The organism is Herbidospora galbida, from assembly GCF_005233835.1.
Taxonomy (GTDB): domain Bacteria; phylum Actinomycetota; class Actinomycetes; order Streptosporangiales; family Streptosporangiaceae; genus Herbidospora; species Herbidospora galbida.
In genome coordinates, this window is the sequence record NZ_SZQA01000067.1 from 1 (window position 1) to 25,198 (window position 25,198).

The window sequence follows — 25,198 nt, forward strand, 5'->3', positions numbered from 1 at the left end:
CGCGCTCGAGCCGGGCCGGCCGCTGGGCGATCGGCGCCGCCCTCACGATCGCCCTCGGCGTCGGCGCCGGCTGGGCCGCCTCCCAGTTCGCGGCCGGGCCGGCCGACGTACCGGCCCGCTTCACCGCGGCCCCCGACGCCTGCGCGTCGCTGACCACCACGCAGATCACCCGCCTGCTCGGCACCCAGGCCAACGCCGAACCCACGCCGGACGGCGGCTGCCGCTGGATCAACCGCTCCGGCGGCACCGAGGTGGTCGTGGGCTACCGCCTGACCACCGGAGCCGCCCCCGCCCGCCCCGACGGCGCCGAGAACCTCACCGGCGTCGCCGACGAGGCCTACGTGGCGCCCGCCGACGGCGGCGCCACCGTCTGGTTCCGGAGAAGCAACCTGTCCGCCCAGGTCACCTACAAGTCGCCCGGCGACGACACCAGGGAGCGCGCCCGCCAGGCCGCCCAGCTGGTCGCGGCCGGAATCGGCTGACCAAGGAGTCCCCCCATGCCCGAAGACCCCCAGAAGCCCCGGAACCACCTGCGTGCGGTTCCCCCGCCCCCGGAGGACACGCCCCCCGCGGACCCGCCGGGCGAGGCCTTCGGTGCTCCGGTACGGGATTCGCGCCCCCACGCCTACGACGAGGACGACCCGGCCACGGGCGAGATCCCCAAGACGACCGGCACGAGCCTGCCGTTCGTCCGCCGCACGGGCGAATCGGGCGTACCGATGATCGGCGACCCGACGAGGGTCGCCTCGTGGCGCAACGAGGCCGCCGACCCGGAACCGCCGGCGGAGGAGACCCCTGCGGCGTCGGATGACGCCGGCCCGGACGAGTCCGACCCGTTCGGGGCGATGCTCCGCGACCTGGACAAACCGGCACCGTCTGCGGAGCCCGTCCCGAGCGCCGACGCGACCAAGCGCCTGGACGCCGGGGACACGCCCAAGCGCCCCGGCGACGGGGAAGTGGCGGACGGGCCCAAGGTGGGCGAGCCGCCCGCTCGGCCGCAGGACGGCGATCCCACGGGCATCGACCCGGCGACCACGCGGTTACGTGAGAGCGCCTCCGAGTTGCCGCGGCGGATCCCGAAGTCGTCCACCAGGCAGTCGGCCACCCCGTCGTCCCCGCCGTCTGACCGGCCGGGCTGGTTCGACACCCCGGCCAGCCAGCCCCGCGCGCCGCAGACCCCGGAGACCCCGCCCGGCCAGCTCCGCCCGCCCGCGATGTTCGGCGCGCCCGTCCCGGAGGGCCCTCCCGAGGGCCGGTCCGATTTCCGCGACTTCAGCCGCCCGGACGCCCCCGGACGCGGCGGTGGCCCGGTGCCCAACGGCCCCTCCGACCGGCACGCGCCGGGCGCCAACGGCGTCTCCCCGATCGGCGACGGCGCCGGTTCCGGCCGCCGCTCCGGCCAGGCCCCGAACCAGGGCACCGCCCCCGGTCAGGGCTTCGACGCCTTCGGCTCCCACCGCCCCTCGCAGCCCCCGGCGCCCCCGCCCCAGCCGTGGCCCTCGGGGGGACCGGACTGGCCCGGCATGCCGGAACCGCCCGCCGACCCACGCCGCCCCTCGCCGACCCCCCAGCCGCCCGCCTTCGGCGGCCCGGCCCCGCAGTGGCCCGGTGCGGAGTCCTCGACCGGCCCGCAGTGGCCCGGTGTGGAGTCGCCGTCGGGTCCGCAGCGGCCGGTTGCGGAGTCCCAGAGCGGTCTCCAGTGGCCTGGTGTGGAGTCGTCGGTCGGTCCGCAGTGGCCCGGTGCGGAGTCCTCGACCGGTCCGCAGTGGCCTGGCGTCGAGTCGCCTTCGGGTCCGCAGCGTCCGGGAGGGGAGCCTCAGAGCGGTCCCCAGTGGCCCGGTGTCGAGTCCCCGTCAGGTCCGCAGCGTCCGGGGGCGGAGCCTCAGAGCGGTTCCCCGTGGCCGGGCGCGGAGTCCTCGACAGGTCCGCAGTGGCCTGGGGCCGAGTCCAAGAGTGACGCCCCCTGGCCGGGGGCGGAGGCGTCGCCCACCGCCAAGTGGCCGGGCACCGAATCCCCGGCGCCCGAGTCCCGGCAGGAGTCCTCCGGTCTGACCGCGCCGGGTTCGGCCTGGTCCACCCCGTCCGAAGGCACCGCCTGGCCTCCGCAGGAGCCCCCGGGCCCGCATGGCCACGTCCCCCGGGGCAGTGAGCGGTGGCGCGGGCCGGGGGACGCGAACCAGCCTCCGCAGGGCCCATGGAACCCGCAGGCACCCCAGAACCAGGAGGGGCCGGAGGGCACGGCGGTGCTGTTCCAGCCGCAGGCCAACGGCGCCCCGAGCGGGGGCGGCGACCCGTGGCAGGCGCAGAGCGGCTGGCAGCAGCCGAACTCCGGTCCGTGGCAGGGCACCACCCAGCCGGGCTGGGCGCAGCCTCCCGGGCCGCCGACCAGGAACAAGTGGCTCTGGCCGCTGATCGCGGCCGTGGTGGTCCTGGTCGTGGCGGGCGGCACGTTCGTCTTCTTCCAGACGACGGGTGGCGAGGACACGCCGCAGACGGCGCCGCCGCCGAAGGCGGGGGCCTCTCCCGAGGCGTCGGGCGCGGCTCCTCCGGCGGCGGGCGACGATCCGAAGGGCACCGACTTCGACGTCTGCGCGATGCTCGACCCGGAGCAGACCGAGCGGCTGGTCCCGGCCGCCAAGATCGACATGCGGATGTCCGACGAGCGCGACGGGAACCTGGTCAGCTACGTCAGGTGGACCTGCGAGTGGACCAACCGCAACATCTCGTTCGGCGAGTTCAACCGCCAGCGGCAGATCACCGTCAACGTCGCCCGCTACGAGGCGATCGGCGACACCACCGCCGACAAGGCCGCCTCGATCCAGTTCGACGGCGAGAAGCGCCAGTACGACTACACCGCCTCGGTCTCCAACGAGGAGCGCTACTACTCCAAGCCGGAGGTGTTCACCGGCATCGGCCAGGCGGCGGTCGCCCAGTACCAGTGGACGCGGGAGGACGACTACCGCTACGCCTTCGGCACCGGCATGGGCCGGGTCGGCAACATCACCTTCGACGTCAAGTACGAGGCCAGCCAGCAGCACAAGGAAGCCGACGTCCTCACCAACGACACCAAGCAGTCGATCACCGAGGAGAACGCGATCCGGGAGGTCAAGGCCCTGCTGACCCAGCTCGCCCAGTCGGCCGAGGCCTGGTACGCCAAGAAGCCGCTGCCGTTCGCCGGCAAGGCCCGGCCGAGCCCCACCCCGACGGCCAGCCCGTCGCCGGTCAAGATCGCGCTGCCGCCGAACTGTGTGGCGATGAACCCGACGGCCGCGAAGCTGGTCCCGCAGACCGGGGGCCTGGCGCAGTCGCTCACGGAGGGCAAGGCGAAGCTGACCGAGTGTCAGTGGTGGAACGACGCCATGCCGGTCGAGGGCGGCAAGGTCCGCTGGCGGAACCTGCGGATCGGCATCCGGGAGTTCCCGAACGCCGAGATGGCCCGGTTCTACCTGGTCGACGAGCGCGGCAAGAGCCGGGGGACGGCCGGTTCGAAGATCGGCGGGATCCAGTGGAGCAAGATCCAGAAGATCCCGGGTCTGGGCACCGACAACTACGGCCAGGCGATCAGGCAGCAGACCGAAACGGCCTACAGCGGTGCGTACGAGGTCAAGGTCATGCAGGACAAGTACGTCGTGACGGTCCTGTTCGGCGGCGCCGACCGCCCGGCCGGGACCGAGATCAACAACACCGGTGCGGTGCTCATGCCGCTGCCGGAGGCCGCCGCCGGGGCCAAGGAGATGGCGAAGGGTCTGCTCGCGACGCTGTGAGCCGGGTTCCCCCTGGGTAGGTAAGCGGTAACGACCTATCCGGGGGGAATCATGGCCGCTTGCGAAGTATGCGGAAACGACTACGACATGACGTTCGAAATCCACGCCCAGGGCGCCGTCCACACGTTCGACAGCTTCGAGTGCGCGATCACCAGAATGGCGCCGATCTGCGAACACTGCGGCTGCCGGATCATCGGCCACGGCGTGGAGGCCGACCGCAAATGGTTCTGCGGCGCCCACTGCGCCCGCTCGATGGGCGCGTCGGAGATCGTCGACCGCGTGATGGCGTAACCGCACCCGAAACCCCGAGCGATCACCCGAACCACCGGGCGATCGCTCGGGACCGGGCATCGGCATCCATCACGAGTAGTGGATCAAGACCTCTCCGTCGGAGCCGAGGTCCGCGAGGGTCCGTCTCGTGGCCCCGCTGGCCGCGTCCACCGCGAGCACCTCGCGCCCGTCGCGCACGATCAGCGTGTCCTCGTTGAACCACCCGATCACCTCGCCGGACGATCGCAGCGGCCTGGGTCCGCAGATCCCGGACGCGCAGGCCCCGGCATACCTCCGCCCGGAGGGCGAGAAGACCAGGCTGTCCATCCCGTCGTAGGTCCGCGACCGGGCCCCGTCAGGCCCGTACACGACCCCGCCCGACGTCACCGCCCCGCCCGGCGCGAACCCGAAGTCCGTCTCCGGCGACGCGACGGGCACGTAGGCCGAGCGCCGCGCGGCGACGTCCACCAGCACGAAGCCCGTCCGGCCCGCCTCCGACGACACCGTCAGCAGCACCCGCCCGCCGTCCCGGGACCAGACCGGAGAGTCCACCGCCAGCGGCGGCTCCACCGTCGGCACGGTGAAGGTCTCCCCGTCCCGCGTGAAGGTCACCACGTTCCCGTCGGCCGCCCGCAGCGGCGCCCAGTTGATCTCCGCCAGGGTCGACCCGTCCGGCGACACGACCGGATGCCGTTGCCGTTCGATCGGCACGAAGGAGTCACGCGACCGCACATACGACCGGATGCTCATGATGGACGTACTGACGCTGAACGACGTCAGCCGCACCGGGTCGGACGGGTGCTCGTAGACCGACCCCGGCAACTCGGGCACCCGCAGCGAGGTGAACGCCGAGGAAGGCGGACCCGTCAACCGGGGCGGCTCGGGCCGCGACGCCCACACCGCCACCCCCAGGGCGGCGGCCGCCACGGCCAGCGCCGCCCCCGCGACCAGGACCCGCCGACCGACCCGGCGGGAGGCCGCCGGAACCCGTCCGAGCAGCCGTAACAGCACGTCAGAAGAGGCGGGCCGGGCGAGCGGGTCCTTGACCAGGCAGGCCGCGACCACCTCGCGCAGGTCCCCGGTGAGCGGCCCGAGGTCGGGCTCTCCGCGCAGCAGCCGGTTCAGCACCGCGGGCACCGAATCGGCCCCGAACGGCGGTCTCCCGGACGCCGCGAACACCACCGTGGCCGCCCACGCGAACACGTCGGCCGCCGGGCCGGGCGGCGACTCCCCGAGCTGCTCCGGCGCCATGTAGGTGGGAGTCCCGACCGCTCCGGTGCCGGTCGTCTCGGCGTCCACCGCCCGCGCGACGCCGAAGTCGATCACCCGGGGGCCGTCGCGGCCGACGATCACGTTCGCCGGCTTGAAGTCGAGGTGCACCACCCCGGCCCGGTGGATCGCCGACAGCGCCGTGATCGTCCCGACCGCCACCGACCGCAGCGACCCCCCGCCCAACGGTCCGCGCTCCCTGACCAGGGCCTGGAGCGTCGGGCCTTCGACGTACTCGCTGGCGATGTAGGGCACCCCGTCGGCGACCCCGAACCCGAGCACCTGCGCCGCGCAGAACGAGGCCACCTCCGGCAGCACCTCGGCCTCGCGCAGGAACCGCTCGGCCGCGCCGTCCTCCGGCATCGCGTGCAGCACCTTCACCGCCACCTGCCCGCCGTCGGGCGCGGCGGCCAGGTAGACGGTCCCCTGCCCGCCGGCCCCCAGGGTCCGCAGGATGGTGTAGCCGCCCAGCCGGGTGCCCTCCACGGAGGGTCAGCTCCGCAGGAAGAACAGCTGCACGAGGGGGTCGTCGCCGGGCAGGTCGAGCTCGACCAGGGTCCGGGTGGTCTCGCCGGAGAAGTCGATCACGTCGGCGCGGTACTCGCCCTTCTTCTCCCGGGAGAAGAGCAGGTGGGTCGCGTCGAACCAGCCGAGCATGCCGTCGCCCCGCGCCGAGGGCACGCCGCCCCGCCGCGCGCCGGTGGCGGTGTCCCAGACGCAGAAGACGTGCCGTTTCTCGCACTGGGTCGTCACGAACGACCGGCCGTCGGGGGAGAACCAGGCCGTTCCCGCCGGGAGCCCCACCCAGTGGAAGCTGCGCAGGGCGCGTCCGGCGAGGTCGTGGAACCGCACCCCGAACCGGCCCTCGGGGGTCAGGTAGGCCGTGGCGACCTCCCGGCCTTCGGGCGTCCACCGGAAGGCGGGCAGCGCGCCGAGCCGCACCTCGGGGTCGGCGGCCAGGAACGCCTCCCGGTCGGCGTCGTTGGCGGTCTCCACGACGGTCGCCGCGCGGGTGGCCGGGTCGACGACGACGAACCCGAAGGGCGCGATGTCGGTCTCCGTGCCCTCGGTGATCCACAGCGACAGCATCAGCCGGGTCCCGTCGGGTGACCAGGTCGGATGGTGCGCGCTGAGCGGGGCGGAGATGGTCGGCACGGTGAACCGCCGGCCGCTGCCCCGGTCGGTGAACTCGACGTCGAGCCGCTCCTTGGCGGCCACGAACAGCTCGTCGATCGTCGCCGTCCAGCGCCCGTCGGGCGAGACGACCGAGACGTGGTTGTCGCCGCCGGTCCGGTCGAAGCCCGCGCCGTCGCGACTGCGCGCGAACGCCGCCGTCGCGTCGGCCGAGACGCTGGCCCGGTAGGAGGCCAGCCGCAGCGGATCGCCGGGCCTCTCGTTCAGCACCCCGCCGGTGAGCGCCAGCGGCGAGGGCCCGGGGGTGGGGAACGCGGCCGGGCGCGGCGTATACGTGGGGGTCGTCGCCGCCTTCCGCGCCTGCGAGGCCGGAGCGGGCGCGAGCAGGTACCCTCCCGCGCCGGACACCAGCGCCAGCGCCAGCCCGCCCGCCGCGAGGGCGACCGCGCCGCCCTTCCCTCTCTTCTCGGGGGAGGTACGGCTCACGCCCATCTTGGGCGCCACGACCACCTGGGGCGCCGACGGGGGCAGCACCGTGTCGAGGGCCCCCGCGTGGCCGAGCAGCCGGAGCAGCGTCTCCTCGGCTCCCGGCCGGCCCTCGGGCTCGTCCGCGAGACAGTCGGCGACGAGGTCGCGCAGCGCCCCGGAGAGCGGCCCGAGATCCGCCGCCCCGTACGAGACCCGCGTCGGGTTCTCCCCGAACGGCGGACGCCCGGTCGCGGCGAACGCGATCACCGCCGCCCAGGCGAACACGTCGGCGGCGGCGCTCGGCGGCTCGTCGGGGTCCTGCCAGAGCTCCTGCGACTCCGGGGCCCGCCAGGCGGGCGTGACCGGCCGTTCGGCCCCGATCAGCCGGGGCCCGTCGGGCCCGAGCAGCACCCGCTCGGGCGCGATGCCGTCGTGGGTGAGCCCGGCCCGGTGGAGGGAGGCCACGGCGGTCGCCGTGGCGACGGCGAGCCGGTGCAGCGCGGGGCCGGCCAGGGCGCCCCGGTCGGCGACCTCTTCGGCCAGGCTCGGCCCCGGCACGTACTCGGACACGATGTAGTCGCGCCCGGTGTCCAGGATGTGCGGCGTGCCGACGGCCGCGGCCTCCCAGACGCGGGCCAGCGCCTCGCGTCCGGGGGCGTCGAGCGGCCGGGCCAGCCTGCGCGCGGCCACCTGTCCGCCGCCGGGGGCGGTGGCCAGATAGACGTCCCCGCCCAGCCGGCCGGCCAGGGGATAGGGGCCGAGCGAGGCCGGGTCCTGAGGGGTGAGCGGCTCGACGGGAGGCATCAGGGTTCAGTTCCCCGTGTAGTAGAGGAGCAGGTCGGTCGTGTCGTCCTCGGGCGGGATCTCGGCCAGCACCCGCTGCGGCCGTCCGCGCAGGTCCATGGCGACGATCCGGTGCGGGTCCCCGCGCGGGTCGGCGACGATCAGGTGGGCGTCGTCGTACCAGCCGTAGAGCAGGCCGTCGGGGTAGAACAGCGCGATCGAGGCCTGCCGCACCCCGGTCGTGGTGTCCCAGACGCAGTAGGTGCCGCCGCTCGGGCAGAACGTCACGAAGGTCTTCCCGGACGGCGAGAACATCCGCCGCCCGTAGGTCTCGCCCACCCAGTGGTAGGCCTTGGTCAGGTCGCCGGTCAGGTCGCGGAACCTGACCCCGTGCCCGGTCTCGGTCCGGTAGCCGACCACGACCCCCGAACCGTCGGGCAGCCAGGCGAAGTGCCCTTCGCCGCCGGTCGTCTCGTCGTCGGTGTCGACGGTGGCGACCGCCCGGGTGGCGACGTCGACGACGACGAACCCGGCCGGGCGGCCCTCCTCGCCGGAGGTCGTCGTGAGCATCAGCTTCGCGCCGTCGCGCGACCAGGTCGGCCGCGTGTAGGTCACCCCGGGCGTGACCGTGAACGGCTCGCCCGCGCCGGTGAAGGTGATGGTCTCCGGGCCGACCGCGGCGAGCCACTTCCCGCCGGGGGAGCGGGCCGGTTCGACGTCCTTGCCCGGCAGCCGGGTGAAGGTGTCGCCCTCGGTGCGGACCCAGGTGTCGGCCCCCCTGCGATAGCCGGTGAGCCGGGCGGGGTCGGCCGGGTTCTCCTTCAGCGTGATGGCGGGGCCGGGGGCGGTGACGTCGCCGACGGCCGGGGGCGGCGGAGCCGGTTCGTCGGCGGCGGCCAGCGTGCTGACCGAGGTCGACGGGGTGCCGTCGGCGCCGGCCGGGGTGGTCGCCGCGACCGTCCGGTTGCCGCCCAGCAGGTAGCCCCCCAGGCCCGCGACCAGCACGATCGCGACGGCGGCGGCGAGGAGCGCGCCGACGCGCGGGCCCCGGCGGGGCGGGGGAGCCGGGACGGCGGGCTCGGTCTCGGGCTCCTCCGGTTCGGCCGTCGGCAGGGTGGCGCCCGACCGGTTCACCACGTCGAGGGTGGCCCGGTCGACGGTGAGCTGCGCCTCGCCGATGAGCCGTTCGAGCGCCTCCCGCGCGGTCGGCCGCTGCCCTGGGTCCTTCGCCAGGCAGGCCGCGACGACCCCCGCGAGGCCCTCGGGGACACCGTCGAGGTCGGGGTCGTCGTGCAGGACGGCGTTCATGGTGGCCGAGGGGGAGTCGCGCTCGAAGGCGTGCCGCCCGGTCACGGCGAACACCATGACGGCCGCCCACGCGAACAGGTCACCGGGCGGCGCGGGCGCGTACCCCTCGGGGCGTAAGGCCTCGGGCGGCAGGTAGGCGAGCGACCCGATCGGCCGCGTCTCGTCGGCCGCGTCGGGCTCCGCCGTGGACCAGGTGGCGACCTTCTCTGCGACCCGCGCGGTGGCGTCGGGGTCGTCGGGAGCTCCGGTCTCGGGTGCCGGGGAAGGGGCGTCCGAGACGGCGGTCGTGCCGGGCCCCCCTGTCACCAGTGCGTCCAGGTCGAGCAGGGCCAGTCGCGGGCCCGCGCCGGTCAGCACGACCGACCACGGGGTGAAGGATCCGTGGGCCACGCCGTCGCGGTGCAACCCGGCGAGGCCGGTCATCGAGGCGATGGCCAGGCGCTGGGCGTCCCGCTCGGACAGGGCCTTCTGTAAGTGAGTGCCGTCGACCTTCTCGACGACCACGTAGGGCTCGCCGCCGGAGGTGCCGGCGTCCAGGAGCGAGAGCCACGGGTAGCCGCCGGCGCGCTGGAGTTCGTCGATCCGTTCGAGGAACGCGTCGGGGTCGGGCAGGCGGGTGTGGAACAGCGTCAGCAGGGCGCCGTCGCCCGTCTCGAAGGAGGCGGACCGATCACCCGGCGGGTACGCGGCGACGAGGGTGTGGCCGCCGAGCCGGCGGGGATCGCGGAGCGGCTGTGGCACTGCCAAGTGGATCCTCCGATTACGCGTCGGTGGATCATTATGGCGACCAGCCTACTGTCGAATCCCGAAATATCAGGATTCGAAAGCGACCAACCGGACAATGACCCACCCGTCCCCGTCGGGCATCGGCGGGAACGTCGTGCCGGGCACCGCCGTGAAGACGTGCGGCATCTGCTCGCGGGTCACCGTACCGAACATGTCGCCCGGCAGGGTCATGCCCAGGGCGTCGGCCCGCTTGGCCGCCGAGTAGAAGCTGCCGCCGTTGTCGAGTTCGGCCGCGATCGAGGCGGCGCCCCAGGCGTCGGCCAGCCGGATGAAGGCGACCTTGGCCCGCTCGGGGCGTTGGGACTGGGCGATGAGGTAGTCCTCGATCTCCCAGATGAGCAGTTCGCCGAGGTACTGAGGGGTGTCCTTCCACATGGGGCCAGATCCTGGCGGAGCCCGCTTGATGTCTGCTTGTCTCCGGATTGCACCGGTCTAGTGGCCTCTACGTTGCCGTGACCGCACAAGTCGGCCAATTGTCCGGTGAAGCCGGTCAAGGTCTTCTCGTCGCTGGTCGCAGCGACCACACTGCTAGGTGTGAGCGACTTTGATGTTCTCGTCCTGGGATCCGGGCCGGGTGGGCAGAAGGCCGCCATCGCGGCCGCCAAGCTGGAGCGCCGCGTAGCGATCGTCGAGCGGCGCAACATGATCGGCGGGGTGTGCATCAACACCGGCACGATCCCCTCCAAGACCATGCGCGAGGCCGTGCTCTACCTGACCGGACTCAGCCAGCGCGAGATGTACGGCCGCAACTACCGCGTCAAGGAAGAGATCGGCATCCACGACCTGACGGCGCGCACCCAGCACGTCGTGGGCCGCGAGGTCGAGGTGGTCCGCAACCAGCTCTCCCGCAACCACGTGACCGTGCTGACCGGCTCGGGCCAGTTCCTCGACCCCCACACCGTCGCGGTGGTCGACGACCTGGGCCGCGAGACCAAGGTCACCGCCGACAAGATCATCATCGCCACGGGCACCCGCCCGGCCCGGCCCGACAGCGTCGAGTTCGACGGGTCGACCATCGTCGACTCCGACGGCATCCTCGACCTCGACCGCGTGCCCGACTCGATGGTCGTGGTCGGCGCCGGCGTCATCGGCATCGAGTACGCCTCCATGTTCGCCGCCCTCGGCACCAAGGTCACCGTGGTCGAGCGCCGCGACCGGATGCTGGAGTTCTGCGACCTGGAGATCATCGAGGCGCTCAAATACCACCTGCGCGACCTGGCCGTCACCTTCCGGTTCGGCGAGACCGTCGCCGCCGTGGAGCGCCACGAACGCGGCGCGCTGACCATCCTCGAGAGCGGCAAGAAGATCCCCGCCGCCACGGTCATGTACTCGGCGGGCCGCCAGGGCATGACCGAGTCGCTCGCCCTCCACACGGCGGGCCTGGAGGCTGACTCCAGGGGCCGCATCACGGTCGACGAGCACTACCGCACCAACGTGCCGCACATCTACGCCGTCGGCGACGTCATCGGCTTCCCGGCGCTGGCCGCCACGTCGATGGAGCAGGGCCGCCTGGCCGCCTACCACGCGTGCGACGAGCCGGTCTCCGACCTGAGCCGGCTGCAGCCGATCGGCATCTACACCATCCCCGAGATCAGCTTCGTCGGCGCGACCGAAGACGAGCTCACCGACGCCCACGTCCCGTTCGAGACGGGCCTGTCGCGCTACCGCGAACTGGCCCGGGGCCAGATCATCGGCGACACCCACGGCATGCTCAAGCTCCTGGTCTCACCCGAAGACCGCAAGCTCCTGGGCGTGCACGTCTTCGGCACCCAGGCGACCGAGCTCGTGCACATCGGCCAGGCCGTCATGGGCTGCGGCGGCACCATCGACTACCTGGTCGACGCCGTCTTCAACTACCCGACCCTGTCCGAGAGCTACAAGGTCGCGGCCCTCGACGCGATGAACAAACTGCGGCGGGTCCAGCGCTTCACGCTGTAGACGGGCCCGGGGCGATCAAAGCTCGTAGGCGAGGATCGCCCCGGGGTTCTCCAGCGCCCGGGTGGGCTTGCCGTCGGCGTCCCGGGTGAGGCCCCCGCTGTCGGTGGCGATGTAGAGGGTGTCGCCGGCCGGATCGAGGGCGGTGTCGCGGTAGCGGTTGACGGTGTCGGCGATCCTCTCGGCGGGGCCGGCCTTCTCGCCGCCGGAGGCGAGCGGGACGCGGTAGACGGCGCCGTCCTTGAGGGAGGTCGCCAGGAGCGTCCCTGCGGGGCCGGGCTCCAGGCTCGACAGGGCCAGCGTCGGCCAGCAGACGAACATCGTCGAGGGGTCGCAGTCGGCGTCGGCGCGGAAGTCGAAGTCGTCGTCGACCGTCTCGAAGGTGACGAGCGGCGGCCTGAAATCCGGGTCGTCCCAGTCGGTCTCCTCCGCGTACGGAACGGTCGCGGGAATGTCGTAGTCGTTGAACCTTTCAGCCTCGCAGCCGTTCTCGGCCTCGGCCCATCGGGCGTAGACGTAGGCCTTGTCGTCGCGGTGGCCGGCCACGTGCGGCCAGCCGTAGTTCTTTCCGGCCCGCACGAGGTTGACCTCGTCGTCGGTCTTGGGGCCCTGGTCGGTGCCGTACAGAAGACCCGAAGAGGTGAAGGTCAGCCCCTGGGCGTTGCGGAAGCCCACCGCGTAGACGTGGCTGCGGACGCCGCCGAACTCCGGGTTGTCGCCCGGGATCGAGCCGTCGAGGTTCAGGCGCAGGACCTTGCCCTGGTAGGCGCTCCAGTCGCGGGCCTTCACCTGCGCCGCGGTCGGGAGCGTCTGCGCCTCGATGGTCTCGCAGTAGAGGCCGAACTGGTTGGCCCCCTGGTCGCCGATCGTGTAGTAGAGCGCGCCGTCGGGACCGAACCGCAGCTTGCCCGACTGGTGGTCGACGCTGGAGACCAGGCCGGTGAGGACGTCGACCGGGCTGGTCAGGGCCTGCCGGGCGGAGTCGTAGGTATACCGGACGATCTTCGTCTGGTTGCCCTCCCCGGCGTAGGTGTGGGCGAGGTAGACCCAGTCGCGGCCCTGGCCGCGCAGCAGGTCGGGATGGAGGGCCAGGCCGAGCACGCCGTCCTGGCCGCCCGTGGTGTGCAGCGCTCCCCCGACCGTGAGCGCCACGGTCTTCTTCCCGTTCGCCGGGTCGACGCGGGTGACGCGCCCGCCGGACTTCTCGGTCACCCAGAGGTGGTCGTCGGGCCCCCACACGATCTCGTACGGGTCGTCGAGCCCCGTGGCGATCACCAGGACCTCGGGCGCTGTCGGCACCTCGGCGGGGGCGCACGCGGAGACCAGCGCGAGCAGACAGGCCGCGGCCGCCGATGAGATGACCTTCATGCGGCTAGATGGGAGCACAAAAGGCCGGCGAAGACTACCCCTTGACCGCGCCGATGATCACGCCCTTCGTGAAGTGCCGCTGGACGAACGGATAGATCAGCAAGACCGGCACCAGCGCCACCACGATGATGGCCATCTTGATCGCCAGGTTCGGCGGCAGGGCGTACCCGGCGGCCGTGTCGACGGCCCGCTGGTTCGGCACCAGGTTCATGCCCTGCTGCACGTACTGCCGCAGGATCAGCTGCAGGGGCCACTTCGAGTTGTCGTTGATGTAGAGGACGGCGTTGAAGAAGGCGTTCCAGTAGCCGACCGCGTAGAACAGCCCGATGACGGCGGTCACGCCCTTCGACATCGGCAGCACGATCCGCCACAGGATCCGGAAGTCGGAGGCCCCGTCGATCCGGGCGCTGTCGAGCACCTCACCCGGGATGCTCATGAAGAACGCCCGCATGACGACCAGGTTGAACGCCGACACGGCGGTGGGCAGGATCAGCGACCAGTAGCTGTCGATCAGCCCGAGCTCGCGCACGATCAGATAGCTGGGGATCATGCCGGGCGTGAACAGGAACGTCAGCAGGAACAGGAACAGCAGCGGCCGATGCAGCACCGACCCGGGCCGCGACAGCCCGTACGCCGCGAAGATCGTGAGCCCCAGGCTCAGCGCCGTCCCGACGACCGTCACCCCGGTCGAGACCAGCACCGCGCGCGTCACCACGCCCCCGCCGAACAGCTCCCGGTAGGCGTCGAGCGACAGCTCGCCCGGCAGCGTCACCAGCCCGCCCGCCTCGGTGACCGTGGCGGCGGTCGACAGGCTGGTCAGCACCACGACGTAGAGCGGATAGACCATGGCGAGCACGATCAGCGTCAGCACGACGGTCTTCAGCGTCAGCCCGAAGACGGTCGGCCGTTCCTGCCAGACGGGACGGGTACTCATGATCGCTTGTAGATCCCCTGCTCGCCGAACCGGTGGGCGACCTTGTTGGCCACCACGATGAGGATGAGCCCGACCAGGCCCTTGAACAGCCCGGCCGCCGCGCCGTAGCTCCACGCGCCGGTCATGAGGGTGCGCCAGTAGACGAACGTGTCGAGCACCTCCGCCGCCTCCGCCCCGACGGCGTCGCGCTGGAGGAAGAACTGCTCGAAGCCGACGTTCAGCGCGTCGCCCAGCCGCAGGATCAGCAGCAGCAGGATGACCGGCCGCAGACCGGGCAGCGTGATGTGCCACAGGCGGCGCCACCGGGAGGCCCCGTCGACCGCCGCGGCCTCGTACAGATTCGTGTTGATGGCGGCGAGGGCGGCCAGGAAGATGATCGTGCCCCAGCCCGCGTCCTTCCAGACCGACTGCGCGGTGACCAGCACGATGAACGCGTCGGGGTCGGTCATGACGTTCCACGGCTCGTGCCCGGCCTGGCGGAGGGTCTGGGCGAGCAGGCCCGCGCCGCCGAGGATCTGCTGGAACAGCGCCACGACCAGCACCCACGAGAAGAAGTGCGGCATGTAGACGATGCCCTGGATGAACAGCCGCAGCCGCCTCGACAGCACGCTGTCGAGCAGGATGGCCAGCATGATCGGGATCGGGAAGTAGAACACGAGCTGGAAGGCCGTGATCGTGACGGTGTTGCGCAGCGCGGTCCAGAACTCGGGGTCCGACAGCAGCCACTGGAAGTTGTAGAGGCCGACCCACGGGCTGCCGGTGATGCCGTCGTAGGGGGAGTAGTCCTGGAAGGCGATGACGTTGCCGAGCGTCGGGACGTAGTGGAACACGACCAGCAGCCCGACGGCCGGGATCGTCATGGCCAGCAGTTGCCAGTCGCGCCGCAGCCGGGCCGGTAACGGCGGCCGTCCCGTGCCGGCGGATGAGGTCAGGGCATCCGCCGGCGGAGACTTTCTAAGCACGGCCATTCTCGGTGAGGACCTTCATGTAGAACTCGCGGCCCGCGTCGCCGCCGCCCGCCTTCCACTCGGTGATGGCCTGCTGGAGCGTGCTCACCTCGCGGCGGCCCCGGATGATGTCGACGACCTTGTCCTCGAACGGTTTCGCGGCCGCGGTGAAGTCGCCGGGCTCCTCGACGCGGATGCCGTCGAACGGGTCCTGGTGCCGGACGGTCGCGGCCGTGTTCCACCAGGTCGTGGCGGTCCGCACGTAGTCGGGATGGGCCTGCGACTCGAAGATGGGGTCGACCCGGCCGCCGAGCCACACGTAGCTGCCCACGATCTCCTTGGGCCCGAGCTCGGTGACCTGCGGGGCGCCCTTGTCGTCGCGGGTGAAGTGGACGCCCTCGACGCCGTTGTTGAACAGCAGCTGCTCGCGGCTGCCGAACGGCGCCGAGAGGTAGTCGAAGATCGCGAGCAGCTCCTCGACCTTCTCCTTCGGGGTGCCCTTCTTGATGAACGTGTACGACGGGTCCTGGTTCATCCGGTATTCGGGCTTGCCACCGTCGGCGCCGAACACGGGCAGCGGCTCCATCCAGAAGTCGGGGTTCTCCTTGCCGACCTGGATGAGCGTCTCGGCCCAGAACGAGAAGCCGTCGTTCTTCACCAGGATCTGGCCCGACTTGAACAGCTCCTTGTCGTCGGCCGCCGACTTGGCCGACAGGACGTTGGGGTGCACCAGCCCGGCGTCCACGGCCTTGCGCATCCACTCGACGGCGGCGGCGTACTCGGGGGTCTCGTAGCGGTGGACGAGGGCGCCGCTCTCCTTGCGCCACTTCCTGGGCGCCCGGAAGATCTCCTCCATCATCGGGAAGATGTCGCTGAACGCCCAGCGGTCCTTGGACGCGTCGGTGACGGCCTTGCCCATCGCGAGCAGGTCGTCGGCGTTCTTCGGGGCGCCCTGGCCGAGCTTGTCCCACAGGTCCTTGCGGTGGAAGAGCACCCAGCCGAACTGCGGGGTCGGCCAGGCGGGCACCGCCTTGAGCTTCCCGCCGAAGACGGAGTACTGCCAGGCCAGGGTCGGGATCGCCGACAGGCCCGGATACTTCGCCGCGACGTCGCCCGCCAGGTAGGGGGTGAGGTCCTCGAACAGGCCGTCGACCGCGCGCGCGTAGTCGGGCACGGCGGTGAGGGCCCAGCCCGGCAGGGTGGTGACGTCGACGACGTCGCCGCCGGCCAGCAGGGTCGGCAGCTTGTCGTTGATGGTCAGGCCGTCGAGGTAGTTGAACTCGATCGTCGCCCCGAGGTCCTTGTTCACGGCGTCGTAGTAGGAGTTCTGGCCGAGCGGCGACGGCAGCGGGCTCCAGGTCGGCACCATCGCCTTGTAGCTGCCGCCCTTGCCCGGCACGGCGGTGACCAGGTCGACCAGCTTCTCGCTCGGCGGATAGGACAGGTATCCGTCGCGTCCGAAGCCGGGGACCGAGCCCGGGAGGTCGGGGGTCAGCACCGTGCGGGGCACGTACTTGGGCACCAGCGCGGCGAGTTTGTCCATCGCGGCGGCGGTGGCCTTGGCGCCGGGTTTCGGACCCGGCGGGGCGGAGCAGGCGGCGAGCACGGTCAGCCCGGCGAGACCGAGGAATCCCCGTCTCGTGGTGGTTCTCACAGAGCGCCCCCTTCCTGGTAGAGTTAGTTCGTCTAACGACCAAACAAACTAGTCCAGAAGGCAGGGCACCACAAGTGGCGCCGCCTATGCGGCATGATGAGGCCGACACGGAACGGGGCTCAATTGATCACCAATACTCAGGGAAGCGCTCCGGGCACCGGCCCCCAGCCGGCCGACTTCACCGACGTGCGGGCCACCAACCTGGCCGTCGTGCTGCGGTTCGTCCGCGAGAACGCGCCCTGCTCGCGCGCCGACATCGCCGCCTCGACCGGCCTCAACAAGGCGACGGTGTCCAGCCTGGTGGCCGACCTGATCGACCGGCGGCTGCTGCGTGAGACGGGGCTGACCGAGAACCGCGTGGGCCGCCCGGCCACGATGCTCGTGCTCGACGGCTCCCCGTACGCCGCGGTCGGCATCGAGGTGAACGTCGACTACCTGACGGCCGTCGCGGTCGACCTCAAGGGCGAGGCGCTGCTGTCGTGGCGGCGCGCCTTCCCCGGCGGCTCGGCCTCCTCGGGCCAGGCGGTCGCCGGGATCGCGGGCGTGGCCCGCCGCGTGGTGACCCGCATGACCAAGGAGGCCCGCCAGGTGCTCGGCCTCACCGTCGCGGTCCCCGGCCTCGTCGACCTGGGCGGTTCGGTGCGCCTCGCGCCCAACATGGGCTGGCGCGACGTCGACCTGGCGGGCGACCTGGCCAAGGCGCTGCGCGACCCCGGGTTCCCCGTCCTGGTCGACAACGACGCGAACCTGGGCGCGCTGGCGGAGTTGCGGTTCGGGCCTCATGGCGGCGTACGCGACCTGGTCTACCTGACCGGCGAGATCGGGGTCGGCGCCGGGATCGTGCTCGACGGGCGGCTGCGGCGCGGGGGCGCCGGGTTCAGCGGCGAGATCGGGCACATCGAGATCGTGCCCGGCGGCCCGCCGTGCCACTGCGGGCGGCGCGGCTGCCTGGAGGTGGTGGCCGGGCTGGGCGCGCTGCTCGACCGCACGGTCCCGGGCGGCGTGTCCCCGGCGGAACTGGAGCCCGAGATCGACGAGGTGGTGCAGCGCGCCGAGGCGGGCGACCCCGTCGTGCTCGACCTGCTCGACACCCTCGCCGGCAACCTCGGCCGGGGCGTCGGCATCGTCGCGAACCTGCTGAACCCCGAGGTCGTCGTCCTGGGCGGCTACTACGTGAAGCTCGCCCCGTGGATCCTGGCGCGGGCCGAACAGGAGATGCTCGGCCGCGCCCTCGCCCCCGGGGGAGGCGGCTGCCGGCTGGTCGTCTCGGGCCTGGGCTACGGCGCCGCCGCACTGGGCGCGGCGGCCCGCGTCCTCGACTCGGTCGACTCGGGTCGGCTGCCCGCGCCCGCTTAGAGGGCGGCCTCAGCCGCCCGCGGCGGCGAAGTCGCCGAGCACGATCGCCGAGTGTTCGGGCCGTCCGTGCGAGGGCAGGGCGGTCAGGCCGCGCAACATCTCGTCGCGCCGGGCCAGCGCTTCGGCGGTCCTCGGGAAGAGGGCGGCGTCCCCGGCCGAGACGAGCGCCTGGTTCATCTCGACGAAGCCTCGCGTCCGCAGTTCGTAGGCCTCGAACGCGGCCACGTGGTCGGGGCCGGTCGCGAGTTCCCCCGCCAGCAGGTAGGCGCCGACGAGCGCGAGGCTGGTGCCCTGCCCGGTCAGGAACGAGGGCGCGGAGGCGGCGTCGCCGACGAGGACCACCCGGCCCGACGACCAGCGGGGCATCCTGATCTGGCTGACGACGTCGAAGAACAGGTCGTCGGCGGTACGCATGGCCGCCACCAGGCGAGGGATCTCCCACCCGTCGCCGGCGAAGACCGACGCGACCAGGTCGCGCTGGGCCTCCGGGTCCCGGAAGGCGTGGAAGGGCGGTTCGTCCAGGCTGAAGTTGAGGAACCCGTGCACCGTGCCGCCGTCGCCGACGGCGTAGAGGGCGGCCCCCCGGCCCGGGACGTTCCAGACGACCCCCTCGTGCGAGAGCCCGAGGTGGTTGGGCACGGTGAATCCGGCGAAGCAGTAGCCGAGGTAGTGGTGGAACCGCTCCTCGGGACCGAAGACGAGCCCTCTGGTGTGCGAGTGCAGCCCGTCGGCCCCGACCACCACGTCGAACACGCGCCGGGCCCCGCCGCGGAAGGTCACCTCGACGCCGTCGGCCCGGTCGTCCAGGGTGGCGACGCTGTCGCCGAAGAGGAACTCGACGTCGTCGCGGACGGCTCCGTACAGGACCTCGGTGAGGTCGCCCCGGGGCACCTCCAGATCCCGGCCCTCGACCCCGCCGGTGAAGATCGCGTGGTCGACGGCGGTGATCAGGCCGCCGTCCGGATCGAGGAAGCTGATCCTCCGCGAGTCGACGTGGGCCTCTTGCAGAGCGGGGTGGATCCCCATCCGCCGGACGACCTCCAGCGCGGCGCCCCGGATGTCGATGGGGTAGCCGCCACCGCGTAGCGCGGACGCCTTCTCCACGACCGTGACCTCGAAGCCGTACCGGTTCAGCCAGTAGGCCAGCGCGGGACCGGCGATGCTCGCCCCCGAGATCAGCACCTTGCCCATGTGCTCCTCCTTCATCATGGATACCTAACTTAGGTATCTTTTTAAGAGGTACATCGACCCGCTAACCTGGGGCCGCCTCGGATAGGAATATACCTAAGTTAGGTATCTAATGGAGTGTGATGACTGACACCCCCGGCGACGGCGACCTCGACCTGCTGGAGGTGCTGCCCCGTCTGACCCAGCTCGGCACCGTGCTGCAGCGCAGCGGCCTGATCGAACGTGCCATGGAGAGCGCCGGGATCACGGTGGAACGTCCAGGCATGTCGGTTCTGGTCATCCTCTACACGTCCGACCAGCCGCTGCGGGTCGGCGAGGTCGCCAAGCGCATGCAGGTCGTCGGCCCTCACGTGACCCGCCAGGTGCACGAACTGGAGCGGCGTGGCCTCGCCCGCCGGGTCGCCGATCCGCACGACCAGCGCGCCCGGCTGATCGAACTCACCCCACTCGGCGCCGAGGCGGCCGAGAAGTACGTGCGGACGCTGCTCGGCTGGTTCGCCACCGCCCTGGCCGACTGGTCCGCCGACGACCGCCGGACCTTCGGCCGCCTGCTCGAACGCTTCGCCAACGATCTGACCACCCGGCTGGCGGCCCTCGACGACGAGTGAGCCCCGGAGCGGCCGAACCGATACACGGCCGAGCGGTCGCCGACACGGTCGTGCGGTGGGCCGGATACCTCCGGTGTCCAGGGTGGGCGTATGCGAAAACGATCCCTCCTGCTCGGCGCCGCGCTCGTGCTGGCGCCGTTCCTGATGGCCGTCTCCCCGGCGCAGGCCGTCGTCGGCGGCCACGCGTCGACCAGGGCCTACTCGTTCATGGGCTCCTTCCAGCCCTCCTATCCCGCCCCGCCGCGCCCGGACAAGCACGGCTGCGGGGTGGAGGTCCTCGCGCCGCAGTGGGTGCTGACCGCGAGCCACTGCGCCGGCAAGAACCCGACCGTCGCGAAGGTGGGCGTCCCGCGCGGCTGGAAGGTCCGGGTCGGGTCGCTCGACACCACCTCCGGAGGCGAGGTCGCGGAGGTCGACCACTACTACCGGCTGTCGAACTTCCAGGAAGAAGGAGGCATCTGGGGCCGGGACCTCGCGCTGCTGCACCTGCGGACCCCCGTCCGGGCCAAGCCGGTGCGCATCGCCTCGGCCACGCCGCGGCCCGGCACGCCCGTCCGGATCGTCGGCTGGGGCATGACCTGCGACGACATCGCCGACCTGACGTGCTTTCCGACGAAGCTGCGGGAGGCCGACACCGTGGTGCAGCCGCTCTCGGCCTGCCCGTCGGCCGCGAAGGCAGGGGAGCTGTGCGTCGGCAGCCGTGACGGCAAGATCGCCGCGAGCAACATGGACTCGGGCGGGCCCGTGCTGGTCCGCGAGGGCGGACGGTGGGCGGTGGCCGGGGTGGTCAGCGGCCCCGGCGGCGACAGGGCCCCGACGCTCTACACCGACGCCACCCGGCACGCCGCCTGGATCAACGGCATCATCTCGGGCCGGAAGGTGCCGCCGGACGACCGGATCCCGGACGTGGAGGGCGCCGTGAACCTGGGCGACTGCGTGGGCTCCGTGATCCGCACCGCCGCGTCCCGCCCGCAGGACCCGGCGCTGCTGCTGACCAACGGCCACTGCGTGCAGGGCGAGCGGCCCGCGCCCGGAAAGGCGCTGGTCGACCGGCCCGCCGACCGTGTCGTGCCGATCGCCGACCGTCAGGGCTACCCCAAGGTCACCGCCCGCGCCAACCGGCTGGTGTACGCCACCATGACCGGCACCGACATCGCCCTCTACCGCCTGAACAGGACCTACGCGCAACTGGCGGCCAAGGGCGCGAAGGTCTTCCGGCTCACCACCGCCCCCGTGCGCGCGGGCGACCGGCTGGCCCTGGCCTACCCCACCCGCCGCATGAAGTGCACCGCCGAGGCCGTGGTCGAGCACCTGCGCGAGGGCGCCTACCAGCAGGACGACGCGATCCGCTACGCCGCGGGCAAGGACTGCGCGCCCGCCCACGGCACCTCCGGCTCCGCCCTGCTGGCCCCCGACGGGACCACGATCGTGGGGATCCACAACACCCACAACGAGGCGGGTGGCCGGTGCACCGACGACAACCCCTGCGAGGTGGGCCCGGGCGGGACCGTGACCGCCGTGAAGGGCCGTTCCTACGGCCAGCAGGTCTACCTGATCGGAGCCTGCCTGACCAAGGGATCGCGGCTGGACCTGTCGCGCAAGGGCTGCGCGCTGACCCCGTGACCACGCCTTGTATTAAGGTGTGGATTCCCCATTGACGGGGGCCTCGTTCGTACGGATATTCGGCCCATGGGTCGTTTATCGCGCATTCTCGTCATCGCGCTGCTGGCCGTGCTCGCGACGCCGGCCGCCCCGGCACAGGCGGCCTACGGGGCCGACCTCCCGGTGCACCTCGACGTGTACGGCCAGGGCGTCAAGCTCTCCGGCGCCTACGGATCGATCGCGTTCGACGACGGGAACGCCAAATACCGCTACACGATCGCGGTCTGCTGGCAGTCCAGCTACAGCCGCCCCACCCTGTACGCCTCCGTCAACGGAGCCTGGCGCACCCCGCTGCCCGCCACGCCCGGCACGCCGGTGACGATCCCGCAGTGCGCGAACCCGGCGTCCCTCGTCTCGGGCGAGGTGACGCCCGGCGGGACCGTCGCCAACGTGACGCTCATCGTCGACGGCGTGAAGTTCAACCCGCCGAACAGCACCTATCACACCAGCTCCGCCTTCTACGACAACCCGTTCAACTAGTAACCGGGCAGGACGATCCCACCGGCCCAGGCCTCGATGGAGTAGGTGTCCAGCTTGCGCATCCTCCCCGTGGTCACGTCGACGGCGAAGGTGTCCCAGCCGATGACGTTGTCCTTGCCCTTAACCGGGCGGGCGTCCAGCTTCCTGCCGGACACCGTGACCTCGGTGGCGTTCAGCCAGGGCCCCATGCCCAGAGGGAAGAAGCTCTCGGGCACGTCCCGCACTTGGACGCTGGTCAGGGCCTCGCCGGTGACGGCGTCCACGGTGGCGATCTGGGCGTCGACGACGGTGGGGTCGGTGGAGCCGCCGTTCTCCGGATAGGGGCGGGTGAGGTAGGCGATGGTCGTCTCGTCGGGGTCGGCCACGCCGGGCGTGTGCCATGCCCGGCCGGTGAAGGGCTCCACCTCGCCGTCGTCGAACAGCCCGAGCCGGCCGGTGTCGGCCACGACGACCGGGCGGCCGCCGGCGCCGATGCTCTGCGCCTTCCAGCCCGCCGGGAGGTCGGTCAGCGCGCCGGTCTCGAGGTCGGCCAGCGTGTTGAGCCCGTCCTGCACGCTGACGGCCAGGTATCGCCCGTCGGCCGACAGCGCGATCTCCGCGGCGTTCCTCCGTACGTCGGCCGCCGGGACGAGGGGCGGTGCGAGCAGGATCGAGCCCGACTCCAGATCGCGGACCGCGAACCGCTGGTCCTTCTCGCTGTAGTAGGCGATCTTCCGGCCGTCCGGGGTGATCTCCAACGGAGCGGCGACGAGCGTCTGGGCGTTGTCGGCCGGCCCGGCGTGGGCGCTCTTCGCCTCGGGCACCCGGTAGCGCTCGCCCGAACGGGTGACCAGCCGCCACTGGAGGCAGTCGCGCCCGCTCAGCCGGGCCGTCCCGGAGGTGATCTCCCTGCCGCACCAGTCGTAATAGGCGTAGGCGGCCGGTGACACCCCCTTGACGGGCAGTTCCCCCGGGCCCGGGGACGCGACCGGTCGGCCCGTCATGGGCGCCGCGTCCGTCCCGGTGCCGATCACGGTCAGAGTGATCGCCACGACGACCGTGACGGCCAGGGCCATGGCGGCCGAGGCGAATCGCGTCCGCCTGCGCCGCGCCCCGCGCAGCACGCGGTCGGCCAGGTCGACGTCGGGGGCGTGTTCGGCGATGCGCGCCAGTTCGTCGTGGAGCCGGGTCATCACTTCGCCTCCTGACGGGCGGTGTCGGTGTCGGTGTCGTGCAGCAGATCGGCGAGTTCCGGGGCGAGGGCGCGCAGCCGCCCGAGCGCGTGGCTGGTCTGGCTCTTGACCGTGCCGGCCGAGCAGCCGAGCAGGTCGGCGGCCTCCTGGACGCTGAGGTCCTCGTAGAAGCGCAGCACCAGCACGGCCCGCTGCCGGGGCGTCAGCCGGGCCAGCGCCTGCCAGAGCACGATCCGGCTGACGCTCTCGTCGCCGGGATCGCGGCCCGATCTCGGCGGCCCGGTGAACGCGAGGCTGCGCCGCTGCCGCCGCCACCACGAGATGTGCTCGTTGACCAGCGCCCGGCGCACGTACGCCTCGGGGTTGTCACGGGCGATCCCGCGCCAGTTCCCGGCCACCTTGACCAGCACGCTCTGCAGCATCTCCTCGGCCTGGTGGGCGTCGCCGCACAACAGGTAGGACGTCCGCATCAGCGCCATCTGCCTGGCACGGAGGAACTCCCGGAAACCCTCATATCGATCCACGTCCTTAAGGACGCCGCAGGACGGCCTTCGGTTGGAAGCGAGGTGATCTTGGGTACGCCCGACGCCATGACAGCATCCGGCCCGCCCTTCACCAGGGAAAGCGCGCTAGAACGGGTCCGCCTTGCGGAGGACGCCTGGAACACCCGCGATCCCGAGAGGGTCTCGCGCGGCTACTCCCTCGACAGCCACTGGCGCAACCGGGCCGAGTTCCTCACCGGCCGCGACGCGATCGTCGAGTTCCTGACCCGCAAGTGGCGCCGCGAGCTGGAATACCGCCTGATCAAGGAACTGTGGGCGTTCACCGGGAACCGGATCGCGGTGCGGTTCGCGTACGAGAGCCACGACGACTCCGGCCAGTGGTACCGCTCCTACGGCAACGAGCAGTGGGAGTTCGCCGACGACGGCCTGATGGCGTTCCGGCACGCCTCCATCAACGACCTCCCGATCGCCGAGTCGGAGCGGAAGTACCACTGGCCCATCGGCCGCCGCCCCGACGACCACCCCGGCCTGAGCGACCTGGGGCTGTAACCGGGGGCCAGCACCCTTCGCGGCGGCCCTCCGGAGGCGCACAGTCGGCGGTGTGGGATTACTGACCGCCTGGTTCGGCGTCGAGGCCCGCCGTCGCCGACGGGATCTGTGCGTCCTGCTGCTCCTGGTCGCGGCGGGGGTGGGCGTGGTGACGGCCGCCCTGGCGGGCGCGCGGCGCGGCGAGAGCGCCCTCGACCGGCTGCGCGCGGCGACCCTGCCCGCCCACGCGCTGATCTCCAACCAGCAGCCCGGCCTCGACTGGGACCGCGTGCGCGCCCTGCCCGGCGTCGAGGCGGTCGCCCCCTACGCCATCGCCGCGATCTACGTCGACGACGTGCCGTTGAACTGGCAGTCCGTCCCGCCCGTCGACGCCGCCCTGTGGCGCGACCTCGAACGGCCGGTGCTGCTGGCGGGCCGGCTGCCCGACCCGGCGCGGGCCGACGAGGTCGTCGTCCAGCACCGCTTCACCACGCTCTACGGCAAGAGCGTCGGCGACACGGTGACCATCAAGCTCAACACCCCCGACGAGACCGACCTTTTGGCCAACGCCGGCGGCGGCCCGGCCGGCGGCCACGGCCCCCGCGTCACCGCGCGCATCGTCGGCGTCATCAGGTCGCCGTTCTTCTCCGACGGGGTCGACGGCCCGGGGGTGGTGCTCCCGTCCGCCGGGCTCTACCGGAAGTACAGCGCCAACCTCATGGGCGCGTCGGGCCGGGGCTTCTCGATCGCGCTGGCCCGGCTCACCGACGGGGCGGCCGGGGTGCCGCGCCTGCGCGCCCAGATGGCCGCCCTGACGGGGCAGCCGCTCCAGGTCGACGACCTGAGCGAGACCGGCGGCCACTACGACCGGCTCACCTCCTACCAGGCGCTCACCGTGCTGGCCTTCGCCCTGGCCGCCCTCGGCGTGGCCGCCGTGACGATCGGCCTCTACGCCGCCCGCGTCGTCGAGGCGTCCCAGGCCGACCTGCGGGTGCTGCGGGCGAGCGGGCTGACGCCCCGGCAGGAGAGGGCCGCCGCCGCGCTCGGCCCGGTCGCCGCCGCGCTGGCGGGGAGCGTGGCG

At 72.3% G+C, this 25,198-nt stretch carries 21 protein-coding genes; 10 read left to right on the forward strand and 11 right to left on the reverse strand.

The genetic code is table 11. From position 1 onward, the window contains the following. The 3 genes from FDA94_RS39655 to FDA94_RS37005 all read left to right on the forward strand — a co-directional run. On the forward strand, positions 1-482 hold a 482-nt coding region (locus tag FDA94_RS39655), incomplete at its 5' end, for a hypothetical protein (protein WP_170991292.1). Between the two features lie 15 nt (positions 483-497). Beyond that, on the forward strand, positions 498-3,764 hold the full coding sequence (locus FDA94_RS37000; protein WP_137251690.1) for a hypothetical protein: 3,267 nt from the start codon (positions 498-500) through the stop codon (positions 3,762-3,764). Between the two features lie 51 nt (positions 3,765-3,815). Beyond that, positions 3,816-4,055, forward strand: coding sequence for a hypothetical protein (locus tag FDA94_RS37005; RefSeq protein ID WP_137251691.1), 240 nt, complete (start codon positions 3,816-3,818; stop codon positions 4,053-4,055). A 69-nt stretch (positions 4,056-4,124) separates the two neighbouring features. Here FDA94_RS37005 and FDA94_RS37010 read toward each other — a convergent pair whose 3' ends face one another. The 4 genes from FDA94_RS37010 to FDA94_RS37025 form a co-directional block, all read right to left on the reverse strand. Continuing rightward, complete coding sequence (locus FDA94_RS37010) at positions 4,125-5,789, reverse strand: serine/threonine protein kinase (RefSeq protein WP_137251692.1); 1,665 nt, start codon at positions 5,787-5,789, stop codon at positions 4,125-4,127. Between the two features lie 6 nt (positions 5,790-5,795). Further along, positions 5,796-7,709 carry a protein kinase family protein gene (locus FDA94_RS39660; RefSeq protein WP_170991293.1) on the reverse strand — a complete coding sequence of 638 codons (1,914 nt, stop codon included), beginning with the start codon at positions 7,707-7,709 and terminating at the stop codon, positions 5,796-5,798. A 6-nt stretch (positions 7,710-7,715) separates the two neighbouring features. Beyond that, positions 7,716-9,743, reverse strand: coding sequence for a serine/threonine-protein kinase (locus tag FDA94_RS37020; protein WP_137251693.1), 2,028 nt, complete (start codon positions 9,741-9,743; stop codon positions 7,716-7,718). A 66-nt stretch (positions 9,744-9,809) separates the two neighbouring features. Beyond that, positions 9,810-10,157, reverse strand: a complete 348-nt coding sequence (locus FDA94_RS37025) for a peptidylprolyl isomerase (RefSeq protein WP_137251694.1) — start codon at positions 10,155-10,157, stop codon at positions 9,810-9,812. Positions 10,158-10,316: 159 nt separating this feature from the next. On the opposite strand from FDA94_RS37025, the gene sthA reads away from it, so the two are divergent. After that, entirely contained in the window at positions 10,317-11,720 is a 1,404-nt protein-coding gene (sthA, locus tag FDA94_RS37030) for a Si-specific NAD(P)(+) transhydrogenase (protein WP_137251695.1), read from the forward strand. A gap of 15 nt (positions 11,721-11,735) precedes the next feature. Here sthA and FDA94_RS37035 read toward each other — a convergent pair whose 3' ends face one another. From FDA94_RS37035 to FDA94_RS37050, 4 genes are read right to left on the reverse strand one after another with little or no spacing between them, the layout of a single operon-like run. Then, a complete protein-coding gene (locus FDA94_RS37035; RefSeq protein WP_137251696.1) occupies positions 11,736-13,085 on the reverse strand; it encodes a glucose/sorbosone family PQQ-dependent dehydrogenase in 1,350 nt (449 codons plus the stop codon). 34 nt (positions 13,086-13,119) lie between these two features. Continuing rightward, the gene (locus tag FDA94_RS37040) at positions 13,120-14,019 is read right to left on the reverse strand and encodes a carbohydrate ABC transporter permease (protein WP_137251697.1); all 900 of its coding nucleotides are present in this window, start codon (positions 14,017-14,019) and stop codon (positions 13,120-13,122) included. Then, positions 14,016-14,987: an ABC transporter permease gene (locus FDA94_RS37045; protein WP_137251698.1), complete on the reverse strand. Its 972-nt coding sequence runs from the start codon at positions 14,985-14,987 to the stop codon at positions 14,016-14,018. Before FDA94_RS37045 ends, FDA94_RS37040 begins: the two co-directional genes overlap by 4 nt. Further along, positions 14,974-16,620, reverse strand: coding sequence for a type 2 periplasmic-binding domain-containing protein (locus tag FDA94_RS37050; RefSeq protein WP_137251699.1), 1,647 nt, complete (start codon positions 16,618-16,620; stop codon positions 14,974-14,976). Before FDA94_RS37050 ends, FDA94_RS37045 begins: the two co-directional genes overlap by 14 nt. A gap of 123 nt (positions 16,621-16,743) precedes the next feature. Between FDA94_RS37050 and FDA94_RS37055 the strand changes: the two genes are divergently transcribed. After that, the gene (locus FDA94_RS37055) at positions 16,744-17,976 is read left to right on the forward strand and encodes an ROK family protein (RefSeq protein ID WP_342778568.1); all 1,233 of its coding nucleotides are present in this window, start codon (positions 16,744-16,746) and stop codon (positions 17,974-17,976) included. Between the two features lie 9 nt (positions 17,977-17,985). Here the strand turns inward: FDA94_RS37055 and FDA94_RS37060 are convergent, their stop codons facing one another. Then, positions 17,986-19,167, reverse strand: a complete 1,182-nt coding sequence (locus tag FDA94_RS37060; protein ID WP_137251700.1) for an FAD-dependent monooxygenase — start codon at positions 19,165-19,167, stop codon at positions 17,986-17,988. Between the two features lie 119 nt (positions 19,168-19,286). Between FDA94_RS37060 and FDA94_RS37065 the strand changes: the two genes are divergently transcribed. The 3 genes from FDA94_RS37065 to FDA94_RS37075 all read left to right on the forward strand — a co-directional run bounded on the left by FDA94_RS37065 (position 19,287) and on the right by FDA94_RS37075 (position 21,914). Further along, the gene (locus FDA94_RS37065; RefSeq protein WP_137251701.1) at positions 19,287-19,772 is read left to right on the forward strand and encodes a MarR family winged helix-turn-helix transcriptional regulator; all 486 of its coding nucleotides are present in this window, start codon (positions 19,287-19,289) and stop codon (positions 19,770-19,772) included. 90 nt (positions 19,773-19,862) lie between these two features. Then, complete coding sequence (locus FDA94_RS37070) at positions 19,863-21,395, forward strand: S1 family serine peptidase (RefSeq protein WP_137251702.1); 1,533 nt, start codon at positions 19,863-19,865, stop codon at positions 21,393-21,395. Between the two features lie 66 nt (positions 21,396-21,461). Then, positions 21,462-21,914 (forward strand): hypothetical protein, encoded by a 453-nt coding sequence (locus FDA94_RS37075; protein ID WP_137251703.1) that lies wholly within the window; start codon positions 21,462-21,464, stop codon positions 21,912-21,914. On the opposite strand, the gene FDA94_RS39665 is transcribed toward FDA94_RS37075, so the two are convergent. Next, positions 21,911-23,086 carry a TolB-like translocation protein gene (locus FDA94_RS39665; protein WP_170991294.1) on the reverse strand — a complete coding sequence of 392 codons (1,176 nt, stop codon included), beginning with the start codon at positions 23,084-23,086 and terminating at the stop codon, positions 21,911-21,913. The genes FDA94_RS37075 and FDA94_RS39665 overlap by 4 nt on opposite strands. After that, the gene (locus FDA94_RS37085) at positions 23,086-23,610 is read right to left on the reverse strand and encodes a SigE family RNA polymerase sigma factor (protein ID WP_137251704.1); all 525 of its coding nucleotides are present in this window, start codon (positions 23,608-23,610) and stop codon (positions 23,086-23,088) included. The genes FDA94_RS39665 and FDA94_RS37085 overlap by 1 nt, the downstream gene beginning before the upstream one ends. A 66-nt stretch (positions 23,611-23,676) precedes the next feature. Here FDA94_RS37085 and FDA94_RS37090 point away from each other — a divergent pair, with 66 nt between their 5' ends. Both FDA94_RS37090 and FDA94_RS37095 read left to right on the forward strand, forming a co-directional pair. Then, positions 23,677-24,138 carry a nuclear transport factor 2 family protein gene (locus FDA94_RS37090; protein WP_137251705.1) on the forward strand — a complete coding sequence of 154 codons (462 nt, stop codon included), beginning with the start codon at positions 23,677-23,679 and terminating at the stop codon, positions 24,136-24,138. 52 nt (positions 24,139-24,190) lie between these two features. Next, on the forward strand, positions 24,191-25,198 hold a 1,008-nt coding region (locus tag FDA94_RS37095), incomplete at its 3' end, for an ABC transporter permease (protein WP_212735682.1).